Origin of the sequence: Paraburkholderia lacunae (assembly GCF_003353175.1) — a bacterium.
GTDB lineage: Bacteria > Pseudomonadota > Gammaproteobacteria > Burkholderiales > Burkholderiaceae > Paraburkholderia > Paraburkholderia lacunae.
Genome location: NZ_QHKS01000020.1, coordinates 101,491 through 122,611, shown reverse-complemented (window position 1 = coordinate 122,611; position 21,121 = coordinate 101,491). Strand labels below are relative to the sequence as shown.

Below are 21,121 nucleotides of genomic sequence, written 5' to 3'. Positions count from 1 at the left end.
AAGCAAATGGAAACCATCGTCCTTGATTTCCCGGCGGGCTCCCCCGCCCGAGGCCGCGCACTTGCAGGCGTCGTCGCGTCCGGGGATCTCGAAGTACTGCTTGAAACGAACGACGGGAACCGCACAGTCGTGAACATCACCACTTCGGTGGATGGCATGAGCAGCGTATGGGAAGCCGTGCTCGAGCGCATCTTTAGTGACGGCTCGTTGCCTGCCGCAAAGCTCGAAATCAACGATTTCGGCGCGACGCCGGGCGTCGTGCGCATGCGTGTCGGGCAGGTGTTCGAAGCACTGACTCAAACCGGTGGAGCGTGAAGAACATGGACGCACAGGAACTGCTCGCGCGCGAAAGCTTCATTGAACTCAATGCGCGCAACCGCGCTAAGAAGCTGCTCGACGAAGGTACCTTCAGCGAATTGCTTGATTCGTTCGAGCGCGTGAGCTCGCCATGGCTTGCGCGCCAGGGCATCGTGACCCAGGCCGACGACGGCACCGTAGTCGCCAGAGGATCCATCGACGGACTGCCCGCCGTCGTGCTTGGCATCGATGGCGGCTTCCAGGGCGGCAGCATGGGCGAAGTATCGGCGGCGAAGATCGCCGGCAGCCTCGAACTCGCTGCCGAAGATAACCGCAACGGCATCCCGACGCGCGCCGTCATTCTCTTCGAAACCGGCGGCGTCCGGTTGCAGGAGGCGAACCTCGGGCTCGCGGCGATCGCGGAGATCCACGCGGCCATCGTCGATTTGCGGCGCTATCAGCCGGTAATCGGGATCACGGCGGGCCCGATCGGCTGCTATGGCGGCATGTCGATCGCAGCCGGCCTGTGCAGCTATCTGATTGCGACCCGCGAAGCACGCCTCGGTCTTAACGGACCGGCCGTCATCGAGCAGGAAGCGGGGATCACGGAATTCGACTCACGCGACCGTCCGATGATCTGGAGCTTCACGGGTGGCGAACAACGGTATCGCACGGGCCTGGTCGATGTGTACGTCGGCGACGACGCCGACGCGGTCCGGACCGCTGTAATCGAACGCTTCCGCGCGGGGCGTCCCGAAGCGTGCCGCAGCGAACGTGTCGCGGGTTTTCTGCAACGGCTTTCCGAAATCGATCCGAGCGAGCAGAGCAGCCCGGAAAATGTGGTCGCCATCTACGGCAAGGGGTTCCAGTCATGAACACGGGCGAGTTTTCGAAGCGCGGCGCCGTCTGGCTGGATGCGCTTACTTTCAGCACGCCGTTGCAGCCGGACTACCGGCCCTCGGTGCGTGTCGCCGACGCACGGCTGGGCGACCATCCGGCGCGCTTCATTGCCGTGGTGCCGGACCCCGATAATCCCTTCCCGCGCGCACGCAGCGGCGAAATTGGTCTCGTCGAAGCATGGGAGGTCGCCCGGGCGGTGCGTGAAGTTGTCGATGCCGATGCGAAACAGGACGAAAAGCGCGCCATTGTCGCGGTCATTGACGTCGCGAGCCAGGCGTATGGCCGACGCGAGGAAGCCTATGGCATCCATCAGGCCCTGGCCGGCGCCGCCGATGCCTACGCGAGCGCGCGCCTCGCCGGCCATCCGGTGATCGGTCTGATCGTGGGGCGTGCGATGTCGGGCGCATTTCTCGCGCATGGCTATCAGGCGAACCGCCTGGTAGCGCTTGCGGATTCGCAGGTCATGGTTCACGCGATGGGCAAGGAATCCGCCGCGCGGGTCACGCTGCGCTCGGTTGCCGATCTCGAAGCATTCACGGCCCGCGTGCCGCCGATGGCCTATGACATCGACAGCTACGCGTCGCTCGGATTGCTGTGGAAACTGCTCAGCGTGAGCAACGCCGATGCACCGACGCTCGCCGATCAATCCATCGTAGAACAGACTCTGCAAGCCGCACTCGACGACATCCGCGCCGACCCGTCGCGCGGCCTGGGCTGTCGGCTCGGCAGCGTACACCGCGCGGCCTCGGTGAAGGTGCGTCAGAAGCTGCGCGAACAATGGCGCTGAACATGCAGCAATACCCGTTTTGATGCGCCCCCAGGGCGCAGAGAAAAATCCGGCCGACTTCGAGCCGATAAAGCTACTACAGGAGACGCAACATGATCATCTATGGAACTGCACTGCTTGCGTTCTGCCATCTGGCGGGACTCTTTCTCGGCGACCTGCTCGGGGTCGCGATCGGCGTGAAGACGAATGTCGGCGGCGTGGGTATCGCCATGTTGCTGCTGATTTTCCTGCGTCTCTATCTGCACAAGAAGGGGCTGCTGCCGAAGGAAACCGAAGCGGGTGTGGGCTTCTGGGGCGCGATGTATATCCCCGTGGTGGTCGCCATGGCCGCCAACCAGAACGTCGTTGCCGCGCTCAAGGGCGGTCCAGTCGCGCTCCTTTCAGCATTGGGAGCCGCGGCCGTCTGCGCATGCTGCATCGCCGTTCTTTCCCGCACCGGTCACGACAGCACGTCGTTCGTGAACGCTCCGCAACTTGAAGAAATCTGAAGCAGGAGTCCGTCATGTTGCATATGCTCGATAAAGTATTGATCCAGAACGGCCTTGTTACCTCGTTTGCGCTGGTCGGCCTCATCATGTGGGTGTCGTCGCTGATTTCGCGCAAGCTGACGTTCGGGCGCGTGCACGGCTCGGCAATCGCCATTGTGATCGGCCTCGTGCTGGCCTGGTTGGGCGGCGCCTTCACCGGCGGACAAAAAGGTCTCGCCGACCTGCCGCTCTTCACCGGCGTCGGCCTGATGGGCGGTGCGATGCTGCGGGACTTCGCCATCGTCGCGACAGCGTTCGAGGTGCAGGCCACCGAGGCGCGCAAGGCCGGGCTCATCGGCGTAGTATCTCTGCTGCTCGGAACGGTGTTGCCGTTCATCGTAGGCGCGAGCATCGCGCATGCGTTCGGCTACACCGACGCGGTCAGTATGACCACCATCGGTGCGGGAGCGGTCACCTACATCGTGGGACCGGTGACGGGAGCCGCGATCGGCGCCAGTTCCGATGTGATGGCGCTCAGCATCGCCGCAGGGCTGATCAAGGCAATTATCGTGATGATCGGCACGCCGCTCGCAGCAGGCTTCATGGGACTGAAGACGCCGCGCTCCGCGATGATTTTTGGCGGACTGGCGGGCACCGTCAGCGGCGTGAGCGCAGGGCTCGCCGCGACCGACCGGCGCCTCGTCCCCTACGGCGCGCTGATCGCAACGTTTCACACGGGCGTCGGCTGCCTGCTCGGACCGTCGGTACTGTTCTTCGCGACGAAAGCGCTGATGGGTACCTGAAACGCGGAGCCTCGCATGTGCGGCGTGAAGGAGAATCGCTTGTCTATCCCCGAAACCGTCGACGGCCTGCTCCAGCCGCACGACTCCCTGCAGGCAGCGGGCCCGTGGGCCGCCGGCGCATCGTGAGCGTGCTACTCACGTTCCCTGGCCAGGGCGCGCAGCGCAGTGGCATGCTGCACGCGTTGCCGGATCACGCCGAGGTTGCTCGCGCACTGGAAGAAGCCAGCGACGCGCTGGGCTACGACGCCCTGTCGCTTGACGACACGAACTCGCTGCGCTCCACCGTAGCGGTCCAACTTTGCCTGCTGATCGCGGGCGTCGCCCAGGCGCGCGTCATCAGCGCCTTCGGCCATAAGCCCGACATGGTCACGGGCCTTTCGATCGGCGCCTATCCAGCCGCAGTGATCGCGGGCGCTCTGCCGTACGCCGATGCGGTCAGACTCGTCGCGTTGCGCGGCCAGTTGATGGAACAAGCTTTCCCGCACGGCTACGGCATGACCGCGATCGTCGGCATGACGCAGCGCGCGCTCGAACGATTGATCGCGGAAGTGAACAGCCCGGCCATGCCGGTCTTTCTGGCAAACATCAACGCCCGGACGCAGATGGTGGTCGCGGGCAGCGACGCCGCCATGCAACGCCTTGCAACACTTGCGGGTGAGCACGGGGCGCAACGCCATGAGCGTCTCGACGTGGCGGTCCCTTCGCATTGCGCCTTGCTCGACGCGTCCGCGACTGCACTCGCCGATGCCTTCGGCCAGGTCTCCGTGCGCGCGCCTCACCTTGTGTATCTGAGCAGCAGCATTGCACGCCCGCTTTTCGACGGTCCGCGCATCGCGGCCGATCTTGCCGGCAACATGGCGCGGCAGGTGCGCTGGGACGATACAGTGAGGCTCGCGTGGGAACGAGGCGCGCGCCTCGCGATCGAGATGCCGCCATCCAGCACGCTGACACGGCTGAGCAGCGCGATTTTCACGGAGGGGATCGCGGTATCCAGCGCGACCTCACTTCCGGACCTTGGCATGCTCATTGAACGGGAACAGGCGCGCCAGTAATTGCACCCTGAAGCGTGGTGGTCAGTCGGCGCTTCTCGTGCGAAGCCGGCAGACGGCCATGAGCGCGAGCAGGTTCGGGTCCCGTTCGCGTGCACGCAGGAAGCTCACGCCAATGGTCTGGCGCATCAGGTAGCGCGGCTGCAGCGGAATGAATTGCACCTTGTCGCCGAATACCCCGCGTACACGCCCTGGCAACAGCGTATAACCTACCCCGCCGCTCACAAGGTTCATCAGCGAAAATATATCGCCGACTCTCATGGTGACGTTTGGCGTAAAGTCCGCGACGCGAAACGCCTCCAGAAAGCCATGATACGTCGCGAAGCCCTCGCCTAGCGAAACGAATGTCTCGTCGCGACATTCCCTCAAATCGACGGCCTGCTGATTAGCGTAGGGCGATCCGGCTGGCGCTGCGAAAAAGATGTCGTCTTCGAACAACGGAATGGATTCAACTTCAGGCTCGGCGTCGGGCACCGCCATCAGGGCGGCATCAATGACGCCCAGCTTCAACTTCTCCAGCAGTTCGGCATTCGGCCCAAGCACGAGCTCGACCTGAAGCGTCGGCCGCCGCACCTTGATATCGATGACGATGCCAGGCACGGTCTTGATAGTCAGCGAATACAGAGAGCCAATCTTCAGACGATCCGACGAGTAACCCGCGGCCTCACGCGTCGCGCGAATGCCATCCGACATCAGCGTGATCACCTCCTGTGCTACATCGGCAAGCATCTGCGCGGCTTCCGTCGACTTCAGGTTGCGGCCCTCGTGCCGGAACAGCGCACACCGCACGCCCTGTTCCAGTGAATGCAGCGCACGATGCACGCTGACCGTGCTCACATTCAGAGCCTCCGCTGCCTTCGACAGATTGCCGGTGTCCATGAATGCGAGCAGCACTTCCAGCTTGCGAAACGTGATTTCGTCGTCGATTCGGTCGCGCATCTTGAACTGTTAAATGATCTGATTCGACGATTATCGGCTCGCCTCCGCTTCTGACATATAGCGTTAATCCCGCATGCTTCAGTGGGACCTCGTGTCCGCCAATAAAAACAATGACAGATCTTCGAGGCGAGAATCACATCGTCCTCTCCAACCCGCCCGTTAGAATGCCTCGCCCAGTTGGTTCAGAATGGACGGATTCTCGAGGGTCGATACATCCTGCGTGATCGTTTCGCCTTTCGCCAGGGAACGCAGTAATCGTCTCATGATCTTTCCCGAGCGCGTCTTCGGCAAGTTGTCGCCGAACCGGATGTCCTTCGGTTTGGCAATCGGGCCGATCTCCGTGCCAACCCACTTACGCAATTCCGCGGCGAGCTGCTGTGCTTCTGCGCCGGACGGGCACTCATGCTTGAGTACCACGAAGGCGCAGATGGCTTCCCCGGTCACTTCGTCAGAGCGCCCCACCACGGCCGCCTCGGCGACCATGGGGTGAGCGACCAGTGCGGATTCGATTTCCATCGTACCCATCCGGTGGCCGGAAACGTTGAGCACGTCGTCGATGCGTCCCGTGATGGTGAAATACCCGCTGTCCTTGTCGCGGATCGCCCCATCCCCGGCGAGATAGACGTCCCCTCCGAGTTCCACCGGGAAATAACTCTGCCTGAACCGTTCGGTATCACCCCAGATCGTACGGATCATGGATGGCCATGGGCGCTTGATTGCGAGGAGGCCGCCGCTGCCGTTGGGCAACACCTGCCCGGTTTCATCGACAACCGACGCCATGATGCCCGGCAACGGAAGCGTGCACGAACCTGGAACGAGCGGGGTGGCGCCCGGCAAAGGCGCAATCACGTGCCCCCCCGTTTCGGTCTGCCAGAATGTATCGACTATCGGGCAGCGGTCCCCACCGACGTGATGGTAGTACCACATCCACGTATCAGGGCTGATCGGTTCGCCGACGGTGCCCAGTAGTCTCAAGCTCGAGAGGTTATAGCCCGCCGGATGGACTTCGGCATCCGCTTCCGCCGCCTTGATCAGTGACCGGATAGCTGTGGGCGCGGTATAGAAAACACTTACCTTGTGGCGCGCGATCATTTCCCAGAAGCGACCCGCGTCCGGGTAAGTTGGCACGCCTTCGAACATCACTTGCGTCGCGCCCGCTGCGAGCGGCCCGTACGCGATATAGGTATGCCCTGTGATCCAGCCGATATCGGCGGTACACCAGAACACGTCGTCGGCCTTGATGTCGAAGGTCCATTTCATCGTGAGCATAGCCCACAGAAGGTAGCCGGCCGTGCTGTGCTGCACACCCTTGGGCCGCCCTGTGGATCCGGAGGTGTACAGCACAAAGAGAGGGTGTTCGGCGTCTACCGGTTCGGCGTCGCAGATATCGGACTGGTCTGCCGAAATTTCGTGCATCCAGCGGTCACGATTTTCTGTCCACCTGATCCTGCCGCCCGTTCGCCGGTAAACGACCATGTGACGCACGGATTCGCAACCTCCCAGTTCGATCGCCTCATCCGCAATCGCTTTAAGCGGAAGCGCTTTCCCCGCTCGCATCTGTTCATCTGCGGTGACAAGCGCTACTGCACCGAGATCCGAGACGCGCTCCTGCAACGCCTTCGCGGAAAAGCCACCGAATACCACCGAATGCGTCGCTCCGATACGCGCGCAAGCCTGCATCGCCACCACACCTTCGATCGACATCGGCAGATAGATGACGACACGATCGCCCCTGGCGACGCCAAGGTGCTTGAGCGCGTTCGCGAAGCGGCAGACTCTGGCATGCAACTCTCGGTACGTGACGCTCGTCAGGGTCCCGTCATCGGCCTCGAACAGGATGGCCAACTTGTCGCCGTTCCCGTCGTGGAGGTTGCGATCCAGACAGTTGTATGACGCATTGAGCTGGCCATCGCCAAACCATCGATATAGCGGCGCGTTGCTTTCATCAAGAACTTCGGTGAACGGCTTCGACCACAACAGATTGGTCCGGGCGAGGCGGGCCCAGAATCCTTCATAATCCCGTTCGGCTTCGGCGCAGAGCGCGTCGTAATGTTCCATAGCTGGGATTGCCGCCCCCTTTGAAAACGCATCGGGTACGTTGAAAACGCGGCTCTCTCGCGTCATTGATTCGATGTCGGGCAAGTTCTCTCCTTCGAATGGCTTCATGTGGGTGTTTCCTCGACAAAAAGGGCCCCGACCTCCCGCCGCTGCAGCCTGGCTTGAGCCGCCGACGCACATTGCGTTGCGGGCAACCTCAGGTGGCCCGGGATCTGGACGCTTGATAGCGCGCCAGCCCCGGCTATATCGATCGCCCGCTTGCCGTGCTGCTATCGGGCGGCAAACACAGATACCCCTCCGTTGACAAACCCGTTCGATGCGCAGCCCGGACAACCAGCCGGCGCGGTGGCAGAAGAGTAGGGAACAAAGACGAGCCCAGTTGCGGGATCAATCGCGACCGAATGCGCATTGTTGCCGGTGTTAAGCCGCGCCGCAACGCTGCGCGAGCCAGCGTCGACGATCGTGAGCATCGGTGTGCACGGCGAGGCCGCGGTGCACGTTCCGTTCGTCGAAGCGTTGCCCGATGCAGTCCACCGGCTTGTCGCGTTGTAGTATCGGTTCGTCGCGGCGTCGTATTCGAGTTGATCGCCGCCGCCCGCGTTAAGCGAAGCGACGAGCGCGCCGCTTGCCCGGTTGAAGATTTGCATCAACAGTGGTGAGCCTGTAGTCGCCTCGCGGCACCCAACGGCGATGTCGGTGCCCGGCCCCAGCGCGAGACCGGTCGGATCGCAATTGCCTTCCGGGTACATCGCTACACCCGAAAGGGCCGTGTAATTCTGCGTCGTCCCAGACGGCATCGCGCGAATCGCTGCGCCGGGCAGCTTGACCAGTTCGCCATGCGGATTTGCAGTGCTTCCATCGACGTTGACATAGAAGCTGTCGCTCGCCGCGTCGTACACGCACGCCTCCAGCCCCGCGGTGGGTTGACCGGCCGCGTCCGTGAAGGTGACTTTCGCGATCACACTTTGCGTAGTGGTGCTGATGAAAGTCGCGAATGGCGTCGGCTCTTCGGGACTGGAGATCATGAAGACGCCGTGCGTCGAATCGAGGCAACCTTCGTCCGCCCGCACGCCGGTGGCGCTGACAGGGATGTTGGTGAGCACGGCGCCCGCAGCAGGGTCGACGATTTTCACGGAGTTGACGTCACCGGTATAGATGAGGCTGCCGACCGGCGTTGCGCCATCGGGCCCGGACGTCGAATTCGCCGACCCAAGACCTGCGAATGCGAGATTCCCGCTGCCCTGGATCGCCTTGACAAAGGTCTTGGTCGGAATGTCTATCACGTCCAGAGCCGCGTTATTGCGATCGGTGAAATAGTAGCGGTTGCCGTTCGTGATGCCGATATCGAACGAAAAATTGACCCCTGCTTTCACGTTCGGCACCGCAATGTCGGCGACAAAGTGTGGTCCCGTTCCCACCTTATCGTTGCCGCCACAACCGGCCAGCGCAAACACCGCGCATACGACCGAAGCCTTCACCCAAGCTGACCTGTGCATCTTAGTCTCCTATATATTCTCGTTACTCACTGGATGGCCGCACGCGCGGTGCGCGTCCGGAGCAAGCGCGGAACCTTGCCTACGGATACGGGATATGCAACGTATCCATGTGCTCACTACTGTCGCTTTCCTGGGTCGGCGTTCGCGACAATGGCCGAAGCTGTCGACACGTGTCCGCTTTTCGGCGACAAATTTCAACTTCCATATGTCCGCTACGGGTGACCCGAAGCAGACACTGACGAGGCGGCGTTAGAGAAGGCCGGGGAGGCTGACGTAGCAAGAATTCGCTGGCGTTTTGTGATCTGGCGAACTCCCATATCGCCCGGCGAAATCAGGTTTCGAACGACGCCCACGACTCAGTCGATCGGCAATACCACGTCATCCGTGATCGAACCGACGGGCGGCGGTCGGCGATGTTTTTCCGCAAGGCGGGTGGCCGAGCCGGAATCGGACGGACTTTGATTGGACATACCACTCTCGCTGGAAACTTGAATCGAGTCTATGGTGCGAGCGGCATCGGTTCAATTACGCCCGGCGGGAATTCGTTATCTCCGAGCTAACGATCTTGTTAAGGTGAAGGAAGAAGCCGTGACAGGACGGGCACGACGGTCATCGGCGTGCGCCTTAGGGGTTATCCCGCGTTCGATCGCTGCTTGAATCGGGGTGGACTCAGGATTCACCCCAACGTATGTTAGCCGCGTCGTGCACGAGCGCGAGGAGCCGCTGGTTGGAGATGGCGACGCGGTGGGTATAGTGCGACAGACCCCCGCCGGGGACAATGCCATGCAAGTGTGGATGATGCGTCAGTGCCGAGCCCCAAGTATGCAGCACGAGCGTGGCACCGGTCTGTGCGCCCACACGCCCCGGATCGGCGGCGTGCGGCGCTCGCCTGGCACCTGGGGGCAATGGCGGTTGCGGCACGAGTTGTAGGCGACCTCGACCTGTGCACAACCGGAACAGCGCAACACATGTCCACCCAGCGCGGCACTGCGTCACGGTTCAATCACCTCTGTGCATGTGTTTCAGGCACATGCAGCGCGAGCATGTGCGGTCCACACTACGCGTACTTATCGCCGACGGTGCTGCGGATCGGATAAGTGTCGTACACAATTATCATGCGCTCGACCAGCCCGTTGGCGTCGAACTCGAACACATCGACGCACTCGAAGCGCACGGCGGAACCGTCTTTCAGCACCCAATCGTAGATGAAGTAACCCGTCGCACGCCTGGCGCCCGTTGTGCTGACGCAGATATCGATAGGCGTAATCGTGCTCTCTCCGGACGCTTCGCTGACCTTGGCAAAGAACGGCGCCGCTTGCATCCAGCCGAGAAACGGCGAGAAAATCTGTGCATCCGGCGCAAACAGTGCGCAGATCGCGGCGACGTCGCCGCGCTCCAGCTCTTTGAGGTAGGTGCGAACCTGCTGCGTATAGAGTAATTCCGGCGACGACACCACAGTAACCTCCGATAATTCGTTAAAGATGCGGCCCGGTCAAACGAGCACGCCCCTAGTTGAAACACGATAGCGACGCGCTAATGACCGAACAATCGAAATATTCGCAAGGCGGGTATGCAACCGGAACATACCCGCTGGCGGATCTGACCCGCCCGCTGCCGTCGCTAGCCGGGTTTCAGGCGTTCGTCGCTGCGGCGTCTCTCGGCAGCGTGAGTAAGGCCGCGGATCATCTGTGCCGCACGCAGGGAGCGGTCAGTCGGCAGATCCAGCAACTGGAAGCGCACTATCAATGTGCGCTGTTCGTGCGCCACGCGTCGGGGCTGGCATTGACCGCAGAGGGGGACAAGCTGCTTAAGGTGGCAGTCCACGTGTTGACGCAGCTCGTTCAGCATGCTGCAATTCAGCATGGCGCGACGTCGGTGATCACGGTGCGGTTACCGTCCACGTTTGCGATTCGCTGGTTGCTTCCACGGCTGGCAGATATCAACAATGCGCTGGGCGGCACTGAACTGCGCATCTCGACATCTGCTGACGACATGCCGGATTTCAGCGCGCCGGATGTCGACGCCATTGTTGTGCGTGGCACCGGACAGTGGGTGGGCGTAGAAGCGGTACCGCTGTTTGCCGAGACGCTCGCGCCAATGTGCACACCCGCATTGGCTGCGTCTCTGAAATCGGTCGCCGATCTAGCGGACGCCACGCTGCTTCATCCTGGACCTGGTTATGCGGAATGGCGTGGTTGGCTTGATGGTGTCGGGGCGACGCACATCAATGCCCGGCGTGGACTTGTATTCGATACGCTTGAATTGACGCTCACTGCCGCGGCAGAAGGCCATGGGATTGCAATCGGCGATCCACGCATGGCAAAAGAACGACTCGCTGCAGGTTCCCTGGTGACGCCGTTTCGCGACGTGGTGCAAAACAGTGCGTCGTACTTTCTGGCATATCCATCTCAACGCGCGGCTCAGCCGAAGATTCGTGCCCTTGCGGACATCCTCGTGCGGCTGGCGCAAGAAGAGTGACTTACGCGAGTGCGCCAAACAAAAGCAATCGCCACATGCGTCCGCAGAGCTGTCGGTCGCGTCATCGGCGACGCAGCCCCTCGCGTCGCGCCATGGCGGGGAATTTACCAATACAATCGCTCTTTATGGCACATACTCCCGACCCCCTCTTCGCCGAGCGCGTCCGCGCCAGCTTCACGCGCCAGAATGCTATGGCGCTGATCCAGGCAAATTTGCCCGTGATCGAGCACGGCCGCACTGAAATTCACCTACCTGTTTGGAGCGGCGTCGAGCAGCAACACGGCTTTGTACATGGCGGTGTGGTGGGCATGATCGCCGATTCGGCAGGCGGCTACGCTGCGATGACCACGGTGCCGGCCAGTGCCTCTGTATTGACCGTCGAGTACAAGATGAATCTGGTCGCTCCGGCCGACGGCGAAACCCTGATCGCCCGCGGCCAGGTTGTCCGTCCCGGTCGTACACTAATCGTCACTCAGGCAGAGGTATTCGCCGTCAAGGACGGCCATCAAGCGCTTTGTGCACTGATGCAACAAACGATTATGGTGATGCACGACAAGGTGGAGAAGTAGGACCAGGTTGACGGCAGCCGGCGCAGCCTGGCGAGACGAGTTCGGTGGTTCCGATGAGCTCCGGTATGGAGCCGCACTCGGCCCGTTGGGATAGGTGCAATACCGGCCCGAAGCACTCAGTCGACGTCTCAGGAGCGAACACAAAGTGTTGCTTCGTATCCGGGGAGCGCGACATAGTCTTTTATCATGTCCCTCCGCGCTCGAGCGTCAGGCGATGGCAACTTGAACCCAGTCGAACGTGGCATGAGCCCGACCTGCTCTTTGGAAGCTCGGCCAACACGCGAAAAGTGTGAACTTTTTTAACATCGAGTGGTGAATATGTCGGGATATCTTCAAGAAGGCGAGAGCACCGTGCGCAGAAAAGCGGTCACTGCGCCTTCACTATTGAACATGAAAAGTGCGGGCGAAAAGATTGCGATGCTGACCTGTTACGACGCCAGCTTCGCATCGCTGATGGACCGCAGCGGTGTTGATGTGCTGCTAGTGGGAGATTCACTCGGCAATGTGTTGCAGGGGCACAGCACGACATTGCCGGTCACGCTTGCGGATATTGCTTATCACACAGCGTCCGTCACCCGAGGGAACCGATCTGCATTGGTGGCCGCTGACATGCCATTCGGTACCTATGCAACTCCGCAGTCTGCATTCGACAATGCAGTGAAACTCATGCAGGCAGGTGCGCATATGGTCAAACTCGAAGGAGGCGCCTGGCTGGCCGATTGAAGTTGACCCGCCGAAACGGACACCTATCCTTTTGAGAAGGAGGTGCCGTGATGAGAAAGCATCGCACGCCGTACCCGGCGGAATTCCGCGCGCAAATGGTGGAGCTGGTGAAGGCGGGGCGCACGCCTGAGGAGCTTTCGCGCGAGTTCGAGCCCACCGCGCAGACGATCATCAATTGGGTGGCGCAAGCTGATCGTGACGCGGGAGTGCGTCAGGACGGGCTGACCACGGCCGAGCGGCAGGAACTCACGAGGCTGCGCCGCGAGACCGGGGCCGTACCGCCGAAGGGTACGGATTCATGAAGGCGAACCGGGCCCGCTGGCCCATTGCCACGATGGCGCGGCTGCTGCAGGTCTCCACCGGCGGCTACTACGCGTGGCTGGTGCGTAAGCCGTCGAAGCAGGCATGCAGTGACGCGCACCTGCTCGCACGCATCCGTACCTTGCATGCGAGTTCGCGTGGCACCTACGGGGCGCCGCGCATTCATGTGCAGCTCGCGCGTGAGGGTGTGCATGTGGGACGCAAGCGCGTGGCGCGCCTGATGCGTATGGCGGGTCTGTGTGGCGCAAGCCGGCGGCACTGGAAGGTCACCACGCGTCAACGCGCGGGAGCGCGGCGCGCGCCCGATCTGGTGCGCCGGCACTTCAGTGCCGAAGCGCGCAACGTACTGTGGGTGGCGGACGCCACCTACGTGCCGACCGGTGAAGGGTTCCTGTATCTGGCGGTGGTGCTTGACGTGTTCAGCCGGCGCATCGTCGGCTGGGCGATGTCCAGTCACTTGTACGCGGAACTGATGCTGCGTGCACTGGATATGGCGTTGCTGCAGCGGCGCCCTGAAGGCGTGATCCATCATTCCGATCAGGGGTGCCAATATAGCGCCCGGCCTGTCCCTCGCGGGCGTCCGGTTGGTCATCCCTGACCACGCCAAGGGGCTTCCCGTGTTGCATGCGCTTCCCTTGTGTGCATGCTGTCGCCACTACCCCAGACTGGCCGGAAGTAGGCGAAGCGGACTGAACTACCTGGCTGAGATCGGGCAGGAAGCACCGTTGAGCCGCGGCTGAAGCAGCCACACCCCCATCCGTGCATTCACCATCATTCCAGCGCATCATGCACGGAAATCAACGCGGCCTGAAAGTAGCGCGCCGCAGCCCCGCCCAACCACTCGTGCGAACAGCGATACCGCTCGCTCGATGGCGACGTCGGGCGCAACCGCAGCTTCGACGGAGGATGTCATGCACACGACTCGTTGGCTGATCGCAGTGATACTCGGACTCGTTCTCGCCGGTTGCGCGGGTATCGATTCCGCTCCGACACCGGAAGCGAAACAGGCGTTGGCGCCATCGGGCAAGCTCCGCGTCGGGCTCCAGCTCGGCAATCCGTTGAACGTGGTCAAGGACGCCGCGTCGGGTGAGATGAAGGGGGTCGGATATGACCTCGGGCGCGAGTTCGCCCGGCGCATCGGCGTACCGTTCGAGCCGGTGCTGTACCCGTCGATCGGCGCCCTTCTCGAAGGCGGAAAGTCAGGTGCCTGGGACGTCGCCTATTTCGGATTCACTGCCGAGCGGGCGACGCAATGGGATATGAGCGCGCCACACGTGGAAGCCGAATTCGGCTACCTCGTCCCAGGCGAATCCTCGATCTCGACACTTGCGGATGTGGATCGCCCGGGGATTCGGGTCGCCGTGCAGGCGCAATCCGGCCCGGAACTCTTCTTTTCCCGCACGCTGAAAAATGCCACGCTGATCCACGCACCGAGCAACCCTGGTGCATTGGAAGCGGTGAGATCCGGGAAAGCGGACGTGATGGGCAGCATCAAGCCGATTCTGTTCGAGCAGTCGGCTCAACTACCCGGATCTCGGGTGCTCGACGGTCGCGCCGGCACCGATCCGCACGTGATGGCGCTGCCGAAGGGACGAGAACCCGGCGTGGCATACGCGCGCGCGTTCATCGAGAACGCGAAGTCCGAGGGGCTGATCAAGGCCGCGATCGAAAGAGCCGGCGTGCACGGCGTGATTGTCGCGCCACTCAAATGAAGTGCACCGGCCGTGTCTCACATTGCGACGTCCGCCGACCAAGGGCGCGTGTCGCGCTCTCCGGATGACGGCGCGCCTTCACACTCCGGTTCCGCGCACGACTTCGGGTCGGGTTGAGCCACTCGCTTTCGGCGGGAACCGGCCAGTTTCTGCCGCTCGAACAATTGTCGCGACGGTCCGCTTGCAACCTGACATTTGACGGACGCGATTCCACTGCGAGTTTCACCGTTCATCGGTCAACGATCCATTGGCAGCGCGCCGTTGTCTGCGCGCTGCGGTTTGCCAGATTGCTGGTCTGATGCCGGGGGAGTAGGCGCGACGGGCACGGGTGATCAGGGAGTCCAACGATAAACAACGATGCTGGCGCCGTTGTAGTTGTCCTTCGTGACCACGTACTCCCCGGTCGATCGAAGGTACGATCTAAGACCGTACATCGAATCCACGTCATTGCCGACGTACACGTTGCTGGGGTTGCTGTTGATGAACGTGTTGTCCAAGCTGCCCGTCGTCAGGTTGAAGGCATCGATGTTGGGCACGGTGTGGACGTAGCCAACGAACAGGTAGTTGCCAGCAGCAGTGAGGGACTTCGGATTGGCGCTGGTGAGCGTGATAATCGGGTTCGGGTTGGTTGTGTTGCCGGCGAGCCACCCGTGGTAGACCTCTACGCGGGTTCCGATGCCGGTCCAGTCCGTGCTGCCCGTGATCCGCTGCCCGAGGATCATCGTGTCGCTTTCGGGCAGGTAGATGATCCGGCTCAGGCCACCGATCGATGCCGGAACCGTCACGGTCACCGGCGCTCCCCATGACGGCTGGCCGTTCGCATCGAACCCGGTCAGCGGCCAGTGCCAGATCTGGTTCGTCTTGTCGAGCCCGGCCCACACGTCGCCCCTGCTGTCGAGGCAGAAGCCGTTGCGAACCCGCGCAGCGGCATTGAATAGCGTGCCCGGCAATACCCCGTCCGGGACGGCAGTGTAGCCCTGGGCGGGGTCAAAGTGGAAGAAGTAGAAGCCGTCGGGGTTCTGGTCAGTGGCGACCAGCACCCTGTTCATTCCTGCGCTCGCAATCATGCCGAAGTGCAGGCCGCGACCCCGGTAAGTCACGTCGAGGCGGGGGTCGGACGGATACGTGAACGGGTCAACGGTGTTGGCGACAAACTTCCAGTCCGCACTACCTGTACCTGAATAGATGTTCACGCCGGAATAGAACACGGTTGCGTCAGTCGCCGGATCGGGGGCAGCTATCGCCTCGAAATTCAGTGCGCGCAGGTTGTAGAGGAGCTTGCCGGTCGGGCTGTATGCGTAGAGGTCTGTGCCTCCTGTGCGGCCATGGTCCCATGAGCCTCCCCACGGCTGGGAGAGGATGTAGAGGTTGCCGGCCGAGTCTTCGCCGATGCCGTCGATGCGCGCGAAGCGCAGGCTCTCCACCTGCCCTTTCGTGCCAGTCGTGGTATCCAGATAGCCACCCTTCACCCCGAACGTGCTGTTCAGTGCCCAAGTGCGCGTGTCGTAGATCTTCGCGTTCTGGTCCGGTCCTGCGTCGCCGATCCACAGATACTGCGTGGTTGGGTCGAAGTAGAGGGCATGCGGGGCTTCGCCAATGGGCAGGGTGAGCGTATGCAGGATCGTGCCGGTCTGGCTGACCTGAAGGACGGTGCCCTCTGCCTCCTGGGCGACGAGGATGTTGCCATTGCGGTCGAACGCTAGTGCGCCGGGGTCAGTCACGGCGATGTCACGCAGCCAGGTGCCATTGGTGTCGTATAGTCGCATGCGCGCGCACGGGTTGTCGCTCGCCACCCAGAAGTGGGAGAAGGTGGCGATACCGGTGATCACATCGGCGCGCCGCTCGGTGGTGTCGCACGAGACCTGGATGACCTGGTCAAACGCCCCCGTCACCCGGTCGTACCGGATCACCAGGCCGCTCGAGTAGACCCCGTTCACGCGTCCCCACTGGCGCGGTGCCCAGAGCTTGGTGGCGTTGCCGGTGATGGCACTGCCTTGCGGTTCGCCGTGCGCGCCAATGCTGCCGGCGTTCAAACCATTCTTGTAGATCGCAATGCCGCCCTCGTTCTCGTCCCACATGGAAGCGGTGAAGATGGTGCCTTCTGGCGCGACCCACATCGAACGCGCGGCGTTACCTACGTGAGTGGCGTTAGTTCCAAACGTATTCGCTATCCAGTCAGTCGTGTACTGCCCCTGACATTCTGGCGCAATCGTACCGCTCAGCACTGCCGCAAGGCATGCCGCATAGATTCGTTTCATGGCTTACCCCCAATTTGCAACACGTGCAACGGCTGCCATCAGGAGACTGGATGGCTTTTTCACTGAGGCGGCTGGCAAGTGAAGGGATGCGGTCCGGCGCAATGAAATCGGCGGGCCGTACAGGCCGGCGCGTTCCGCGCCGGTTTTTTCAGTCGATCGACGTGATTCTGAAAAATAGTGCTGTGGGCGCGAAACCCGAAGACGAAACCGAGCAGAAGTGTGCGATAGCGCACGTTGACATTTTTATGACGCTGTCACACTAGCTGGCTCTGCCGCACTTGGTCATGCGGATCAACGACCGACCGTTCCACCTTTGGAAGCCGCCGTTGAGATCGGCTGGGCTGAAGGGCCGAAGTGGGTCGGGAGCACGCATTCGCGGACAGTGAGACCCGACATTCGCAGCCATCCGCGAGCGAACGGCAGGAAAGCGAACTGTAGCCGCCTCATGATGCCGGTGCCTGAGGGTCGGCTAAGGCCGAACATTAGACGCCTAACCGATCGTCCGTTCAACAGGCGCCGGCCTCTCGTTCCAAATTCTGCTTAACCCTACCTCACGCGACATTTCGAGAGGGATTCTCTCGACTAGACGTTCAGGTTTCGTTTTATCCCACCAATCTCTCGCACATCGCTCCCCACATAATCAAACACTTAGAGCGCGTTGAAAATAAATTCGCCTTTTGGTTAACTTCGGTAAAATTCGATCGACTTCTGGTTTAAATACCCGTGCGAGCACCGAAATTTAGCCACAACTTACCGTTCAGTTTCTTATTTAAATTTGTCCGCGTTATGCTTTATTCGACAGGGAGTGACGAACAAAGCGAAAGTTGACACATAAAATCAGCTATCGCTAGTGGATTGACCTGTGTCAGTTCTTCTCGGGTTGCAACCAGTAGTATTTGAATTGCACGGATCGCGCTGGGCGCTGTCTGCCGCGCCGCAAGGAATGCATTTGCGCTTTGGTCCAGACGGTCTATCGTGTACTTGATCCATTTCAATGGAGCATGCCATGGCCGACCCACTTGCCGTATGGCACACCGAGCACATTAATTTCGCCCGGCTACTCGACATTCTGGAAGAACAGGTAGCGGAGCTCCACCGGGGCGAGAGCCCGAATTACGCACTCATGGGCGATATCCTTTACTACATGCGGAATTTTTCCGACCGTGTTCATCATCCGCGGGAGGATGTTGCGTACGCGCGGCTTACTGAACGGGATCCCGGGACTCAAATTGTGGTGAACCGCCTTCTGCAGGAGCATCGCGTGATCGCTACGGCCGGCGATGAACTCCTGATTCGCATCAATGAAGCCGCGGGAGATGTTGTCATCCCTCGTACGGCTCTGGAGGCGGCCACGGCGACGTATCTTGTCTATTATCGTCACCACCTTTCCACTGAGGAGCGAGACGTGATGCCTCGCGCCGCGCAGGTGCTGACGGAACAGGACTGGGCTGCGGTCGACGCGGCCGTCCCGGCTAGCCCCGATCCGCTTTTCGGAGACAATGTACTGGAGCGCTTCGAGGCGCTTCGCAGGCAGATCGCGCTAGACGCGCAGGTGTCAAAGGACTTGGGCCAACCACCGACACTCATTGATTGACGCTGGCTACAGGGTGCTGTTCACGCGCGTCAACGATGCAACAGCATCGGGCCCATTCGTCCGTGGAATAACGCTCTGACGCAGGCCGTCGACTTACTTTGAAGAGAGTACCAGGTCCGCTGTCAGGGCGTAACCGACGCTCGAATGTCCGCAAGCGGGGTTGGGTGAACGACCGGAGCTCGCCGGCTGCCGCCCCACACAGTCGGCAGTAGTCGACCGATTTGACCCGCTCAGAACTGGCGGGCACATCTTCTGCCTGCATCTGTCCGGACAGAATGTGAACCTTTAGCGCATGACTGGCGCCGTCGCCCCGCCCCTCGTTACCCTCCAGTTTGATGGGGAACTGTACCCGCGCTGTTTCGTATGTGTGAAACCGCACGCCTGCCTTCAACTTTCTCTGCGCGCCGGGCCTAGGTAGCTCATATGCTGACCAGATGGCCCGGCCACTGATATTTTCGATCCGCTCAGCCTGATGAGAACGCTCATGAAGAAGATACTTGCCGCTTGGATGCCAGCGATCGCACTGCTTGCCGCAGCAGGCACAGCCTTGATGCTGCCAGCTCCCACACGGGCCGAGGATGGCGCCCGCATTGCCGGGCAGATTTGCTCTGGCTGCCACGGCGTACACGGGCGCAGCGAGTCGCCGATGTTTCCGAAGCTCAACGCCCAGACACCTGAATACATCGAAGCCCAGCTCAAGGGATTCCGCGAACACGCGCGCGGCGAATCCACCGCCCGCGATTACATGTGGGGCATGGCCGCACTGCTGGACGAGGCAGCCGTCAAATCGCTGGCCGATTATTACTCGCATCAGACCGCAACCCGGGGCGCGGCGGGCGACCCCACCTTGATGGCCAAAGGACGGGAAATCTTCGAACACGGTGTGCCGGACAAGGGGGTGCCGGCCTGCGCTTCATGCCACGGCGAGCAGGCTCAGGGGGTCGGTACATTTCCGCGCCTCGCAGGGCAGCATCGGGAGTATCTGCTGCGTCAGATCGAGTTCTTTCAAGGCGGTACGCGCGCCAACGCGCCCGTGATGACCGCTGTCGCACATACGTTGAGTTCCGAACAGGCCAAGGCCGTTGCCGCCTATCTGCAATCCAGATAAGCCGTTGCCAAATTATGCAGTCGACGGGCGCTCAGCTTATGGGCCACCATGCCCTCACAGCCGTTGATCTCCATCAAAGCTGTGGCGTTAGCGCGCTTTGATGTCGAGCGGATGATGACTAGCATTAAAGCATCGATGCAACTTCCTGCTCGTGCCACGGGCGTGAAGCTGCAAATCGATTTGCCAATGCTTTTCATGTACCGCTACGGAGTTTGATATGCAGTCTCCGGGACCGCGTAGTGCGATAACCGTCATCCTTCGTGAACACGAGCAACTGTCGACCGTGATCGAGGGCATGCGCCGCTTCGTGCGTCTGCTGGCAGCAGGTGCGCCCGTTCCGGGCCTCATGGTGTTTCGGGCGATGCTTTATTACATCCGCGAGTACCCTCAGCAGGTGCACCATCCTAAAGAGGACCGTTACCTGTTCACGCCGCTGCGGGATCGGACGGATGAATTTGACTATGTCCTTGCGGAACTGGAGTCCCAGCACGCTCGAGGTGACGCGAAGTTGATCAATATCGAACACGCGCTGACCCGGTATGAATTGAAGGGTACCCCCGCACTTCGGGAGCTGCGAGCCACAGTGGACGAGTATGCCGAGTTCTATGCAGACCATCGGTGTATGGAAGAGACGTTGATTCTGCCGGCTGCCAGACGTCTGCTGACAAAGGAAGACTGGGCGGAGATCGACGCCGCCTTTGGCGCAAATCGCGATCCGTTTGACGGGGTAAAACTTGAAGACGATCTCGGCAAATTATTTTCGATGATCGTCAACACGATCCCGGAGACGGAAAGTTAGCAGTTCGGTTGCGTCTCTCGATGGGCGGCCGGCCACGCGATGCAAACGCGGATCTGCAGAATCTGTGGCCGCGCAATTGAACAAAAAGTTTTGTGAGCACAAAAAGCCGACGCAGGAGGGGGATATGCAAGCTGCTCGTCACTTTCACCTGGAACTGCGGCATGCAACGTTGCCGACCTATGTTGCCAGCTACCTGTTTCCGATCCTTTTGCTCGTCTATGAGATTCATCGGGTGGGCAGGTGGATCTTCGATTACGGTTTAAACTTCGCGAACTTCAGGTTCATGGGCTACGAGTTCCTGCTTATGCTGGTGTTCGTTGCGCTCCAGGTCGTCGTCGAAGGCATTTTCCTCATCGGGGCGTGGATGGGGCGAGAGCACGATTTCGAACATCGGATCGCGAATCTCCTGGCCGGGCTCGGCTGTTCACTGGTCGTTATCGGCTTTGATCTCGCCTTGCAGTACGCGCTGTAGCGCGAGTTCCGCGGAGTCCTCGATTCCGGCGCAGTCAAGGTGATCGTCGACCTGCGCCCGAGGCTGTGCGCTCACTGTTGCGCGGATGAGCACGGGCGTCGAACAACCCTCACGACGACCGGCACGTTAACGCATCGTATCTGTTGCGTCCACCGGTTGACTCCGCAAGGTACTAAAGTCACGCGTGCCGTCTGGTTGACCGCCAGATGATCGTCGAGTACGGACCTGCACCCACCCAAACACCGTGCCTGCCGCGATGGCCGGTTCATGCGATCATCGGCAATGGCTCGA

Annotated in this window: 21 protein-coding genes and 2 pseudogenes; 17 read left to right on the top strand and 6 right to left on the bottom strand. The window is 61.2% G+C overall.

Translation table 11 applies throughout. The features are described from left to right. Positions 1-6: 6 nt before the first annotated feature. The 6 genes from DLM46_RS26910 to mdcH all read left to right on the top strand — a co-directional run bounded on the left by DLM46_RS26910 (position 7) and on the right by mdcH (position 4,306). Entirely contained in the window at positions 7-315 is a 309-nt protein-coding gene (locus tag DLM46_RS26910; RefSeq protein WP_097393242.1) for a malonate decarboxylase subunit delta, read from the top strand. Between the two features lie 5 nt (positions 316-320). Next, on the top strand, positions 321-1,172 hold the full coding sequence (locus tag DLM46_RS26905; RefSeq protein ID WP_115105515.1) for a biotin-independent malonate decarboxylase subunit beta: 852 nt from the start codon (positions 321-323) through the stop codon (positions 1,170-1,172). Next, positions 1,169-1,984, top strand: a complete 816-nt coding sequence (mdcE, locus tag DLM46_RS26900; protein ID WP_115105467.1) for a biotin-independent malonate decarboxylase subunit gamma — start codon at positions 1,169-1,171, stop codon at positions 1,982-1,984. The genes DLM46_RS26905 and mdcE overlap by 4 nt, the downstream gene beginning before the upstream one ends. A gap of 92 nt (positions 1,985-2,076) precedes the next feature. Continuing rightward, complete coding sequence (gene madL / locus DLM46_RS26895; protein WP_115105466.1) at positions 2,077-2,472, top strand: malonate transporter subunit MadL; 396 nt, start codon at positions 2,077-2,079, stop codon at positions 2,470-2,472. Positions 2,473-2,486: 14 nt separating this feature from the next. Continuing rightward, positions 2,487-3,254 (top strand): malonate transporter subunit MadM, encoded by a 768-nt coding sequence (madM, locus tag DLM46_RS26890; protein WP_115105465.1) that lies wholly within the window; start codon positions 2,487-2,489, stop codon positions 3,252-3,254. 122 nt (positions 3,255-3,376) lie between these two features. Further along, a complete protein-coding gene (gene mdcH, locus DLM46_RS26885; protein ID WP_115105514.1) occupies positions 3,377-4,306 on the top strand; it encodes a malonate decarboxylase subunit epsilon in 930 nt (309 codons plus the stop codon). Between the two features lie 21 nt (positions 4,307-4,327). Here mdcH and DLM46_RS26880 read toward each other — a convergent pair whose 3' ends face one another. From DLM46_RS26880 to DLM46_RS26860, 5 genes and pseudogenes are all read right to left on the bottom strand, one after another. Then, on the bottom strand, positions 4,328-5,242 hold the full coding sequence (locus tag DLM46_RS26880; protein ID WP_115105464.1) for a LysR family transcriptional regulator: 915 nt from the start codon (positions 5,240-5,242) through the stop codon (positions 4,328-4,330). A 159-nt stretch (positions 5,243-5,401) separates the two neighbouring features. After that, positions 5,402-7,408 (bottom strand): acetate--CoA ligase, encoded by a 2,007-nt coding sequence (gene acs, locus DLM46_RS26875; protein WP_425274018.1) that lies wholly within the window; start codon positions 7,406-7,408, stop codon positions 5,402-5,404. Positions 7,409-7,569: 161 nt separating this feature from the next. Then, positions 7,570-8,796, bottom strand: a complete 1,227-nt coding sequence (locus tag DLM46_RS26870; RefSeq protein ID WP_115105463.1) for a beta-propeller fold lactonase family protein — start codon at positions 8,794-8,796, stop codon at positions 7,570-7,572. A 756-nt stretch (positions 8,797-9,552) separates the two neighbouring features. After that, positions 9,553-9,788 (bottom strand): annotated as a pseudogene (locus DLM46_RS26865) (transposase zinc-binding domain-containing protein); the annotation flags it as partial. Positions 9,789-9,853: 65 nt separating this feature from the next. Further along, positions 9,854-10,252 (bottom strand): nuclear transport factor 2 family protein, encoded by a 399-nt coding sequence (locus DLM46_RS26860; protein ID WP_115105462.1) that lies wholly within the window; start codon positions 10,250-10,252, stop codon positions 9,854-9,856. A gap of 80 nt (positions 10,253-10,332) precedes the next feature. Between DLM46_RS26860 and DLM46_RS26855 the strand changes: the two genes are divergently transcribed. From DLM46_RS26855 to DLM46_RS26830, 6 genes and pseudogenes are all read left to right on the top strand, one after another. Continuing rightward, entirely contained in the window at positions 10,333-11,274 is a 942-nt protein-coding gene (locus DLM46_RS26855; protein WP_115105461.1) for a LysR substrate-binding domain-containing protein, read from the top strand. Between the two features lie 125 nt (positions 11,275-11,399). Continuing rightward, a complete protein-coding gene (locus tag DLM46_RS26850; RefSeq protein ID WP_115105460.1) occupies positions 11,400-11,843 on the top strand; it encodes a PaaI family thioesterase in 444 nt (147 codons plus the stop codon). Positions 11,844-12,161: 318 nt separating this feature from the next. Continuing rightward, a pseudogene (locus DLM46_RS26845) lies at positions 12,162-12,563 on the top strand (3-methyl-2-oxobutanoate hydroxymethyltransferase); the annotation flags it as partial. A gap of 53 nt (positions 12,564-12,616) precedes the next feature. Further along, a complete protein-coding gene (locus DLM46_RS26840; RefSeq protein WP_115105458.1) occupies positions 12,617-12,868 on the top strand; it encodes a transposase in 252 nt (83 codons plus the stop codon). Next, positions 12,865-13,485, top strand: a complete 621-nt coding sequence (locus DLM46_RS26835; RefSeq protein ID WP_115105457.1) for an IS3 family transposase — start codon at positions 12,865-12,867, stop codon at positions 13,483-13,485. The genes DLM46_RS26840 and DLM46_RS26835 overlap by 4 nt, the downstream gene beginning before the upstream one ends. Before the next feature lie 313 nt (positions 13,486-13,798). Next, positions 13,799-14,599, top strand: coding sequence for a transporter substrate-binding domain-containing protein (locus DLM46_RS26830; RefSeq protein WP_115105512.1), 801 nt, complete (start codon positions 13,799-13,801; stop codon positions 14,597-14,599). A gap of 332 nt (positions 14,600-14,931) precedes the next feature. Here the strand turns inward: DLM46_RS26830 and DLM46_RS26825 are convergent, their stop codons facing one another. Beyond that, positions 14,932-16,857, bottom strand: coding sequence for a YncE family protein (locus tag DLM46_RS26825; RefSeq protein WP_165848064.1), 1,926 nt, complete (start codon positions 16,855-16,857; stop codon positions 14,932-14,934). A gap of 50 nt (positions 16,858-16,907) precedes the next feature. On the opposite strand from DLM46_RS26825, the gene DLM46_RS39150 reads away from it, so the two are divergent. From DLM46_RS39150 to DLM46_RS26805, 5 genes are all read left to right on the top strand, one after another. Beyond that, positions 16,908-17,120: a hypothetical protein gene (locus DLM46_RS39150; RefSeq protein WP_133300383.1), complete on the top strand. Its 213-nt coding sequence runs from the start codon at positions 16,908-16,910 to the stop codon at positions 17,118-17,120. Positions 17,121-17,863: 743 nt separating this feature from the next. After that, positions 17,864-18,451 (top strand): hemerythrin domain-containing protein, encoded by a 588-nt coding sequence (locus DLM46_RS26820; protein WP_115105510.1) that lies wholly within the window; start codon positions 17,864-17,866, stop codon positions 18,449-18,451. A 484-nt stretch (positions 18,452-18,935) separates the two neighbouring features. After that, on the top strand, positions 18,936-19,559 hold the full coding sequence (locus tag DLM46_RS26815; RefSeq protein ID WP_115105456.1) for a c-type cytochrome: 624 nt from the start codon (positions 18,936-18,938) through the stop codon (positions 19,557-19,559). A gap of 217 nt (positions 19,560-19,776) precedes the next feature. After that, positions 19,777-20,358, top strand: coding sequence for a hemerythrin domain-containing protein (locus tag DLM46_RS26810; RefSeq protein WP_115105455.1), 582 nt, complete (start codon positions 19,777-19,779; stop codon positions 20,356-20,358). Positions 20,359-20,482: 124 nt separating this feature from the next. Next, positions 20,483-20,830, top strand: coding sequence for a hypothetical protein (locus tag DLM46_RS26805; protein ID WP_115105509.1), 348 nt, complete (start codon positions 20,483-20,485; stop codon positions 20,828-20,830). Positions 20,831-21,121: the final 291 nt, after the last annotated feature.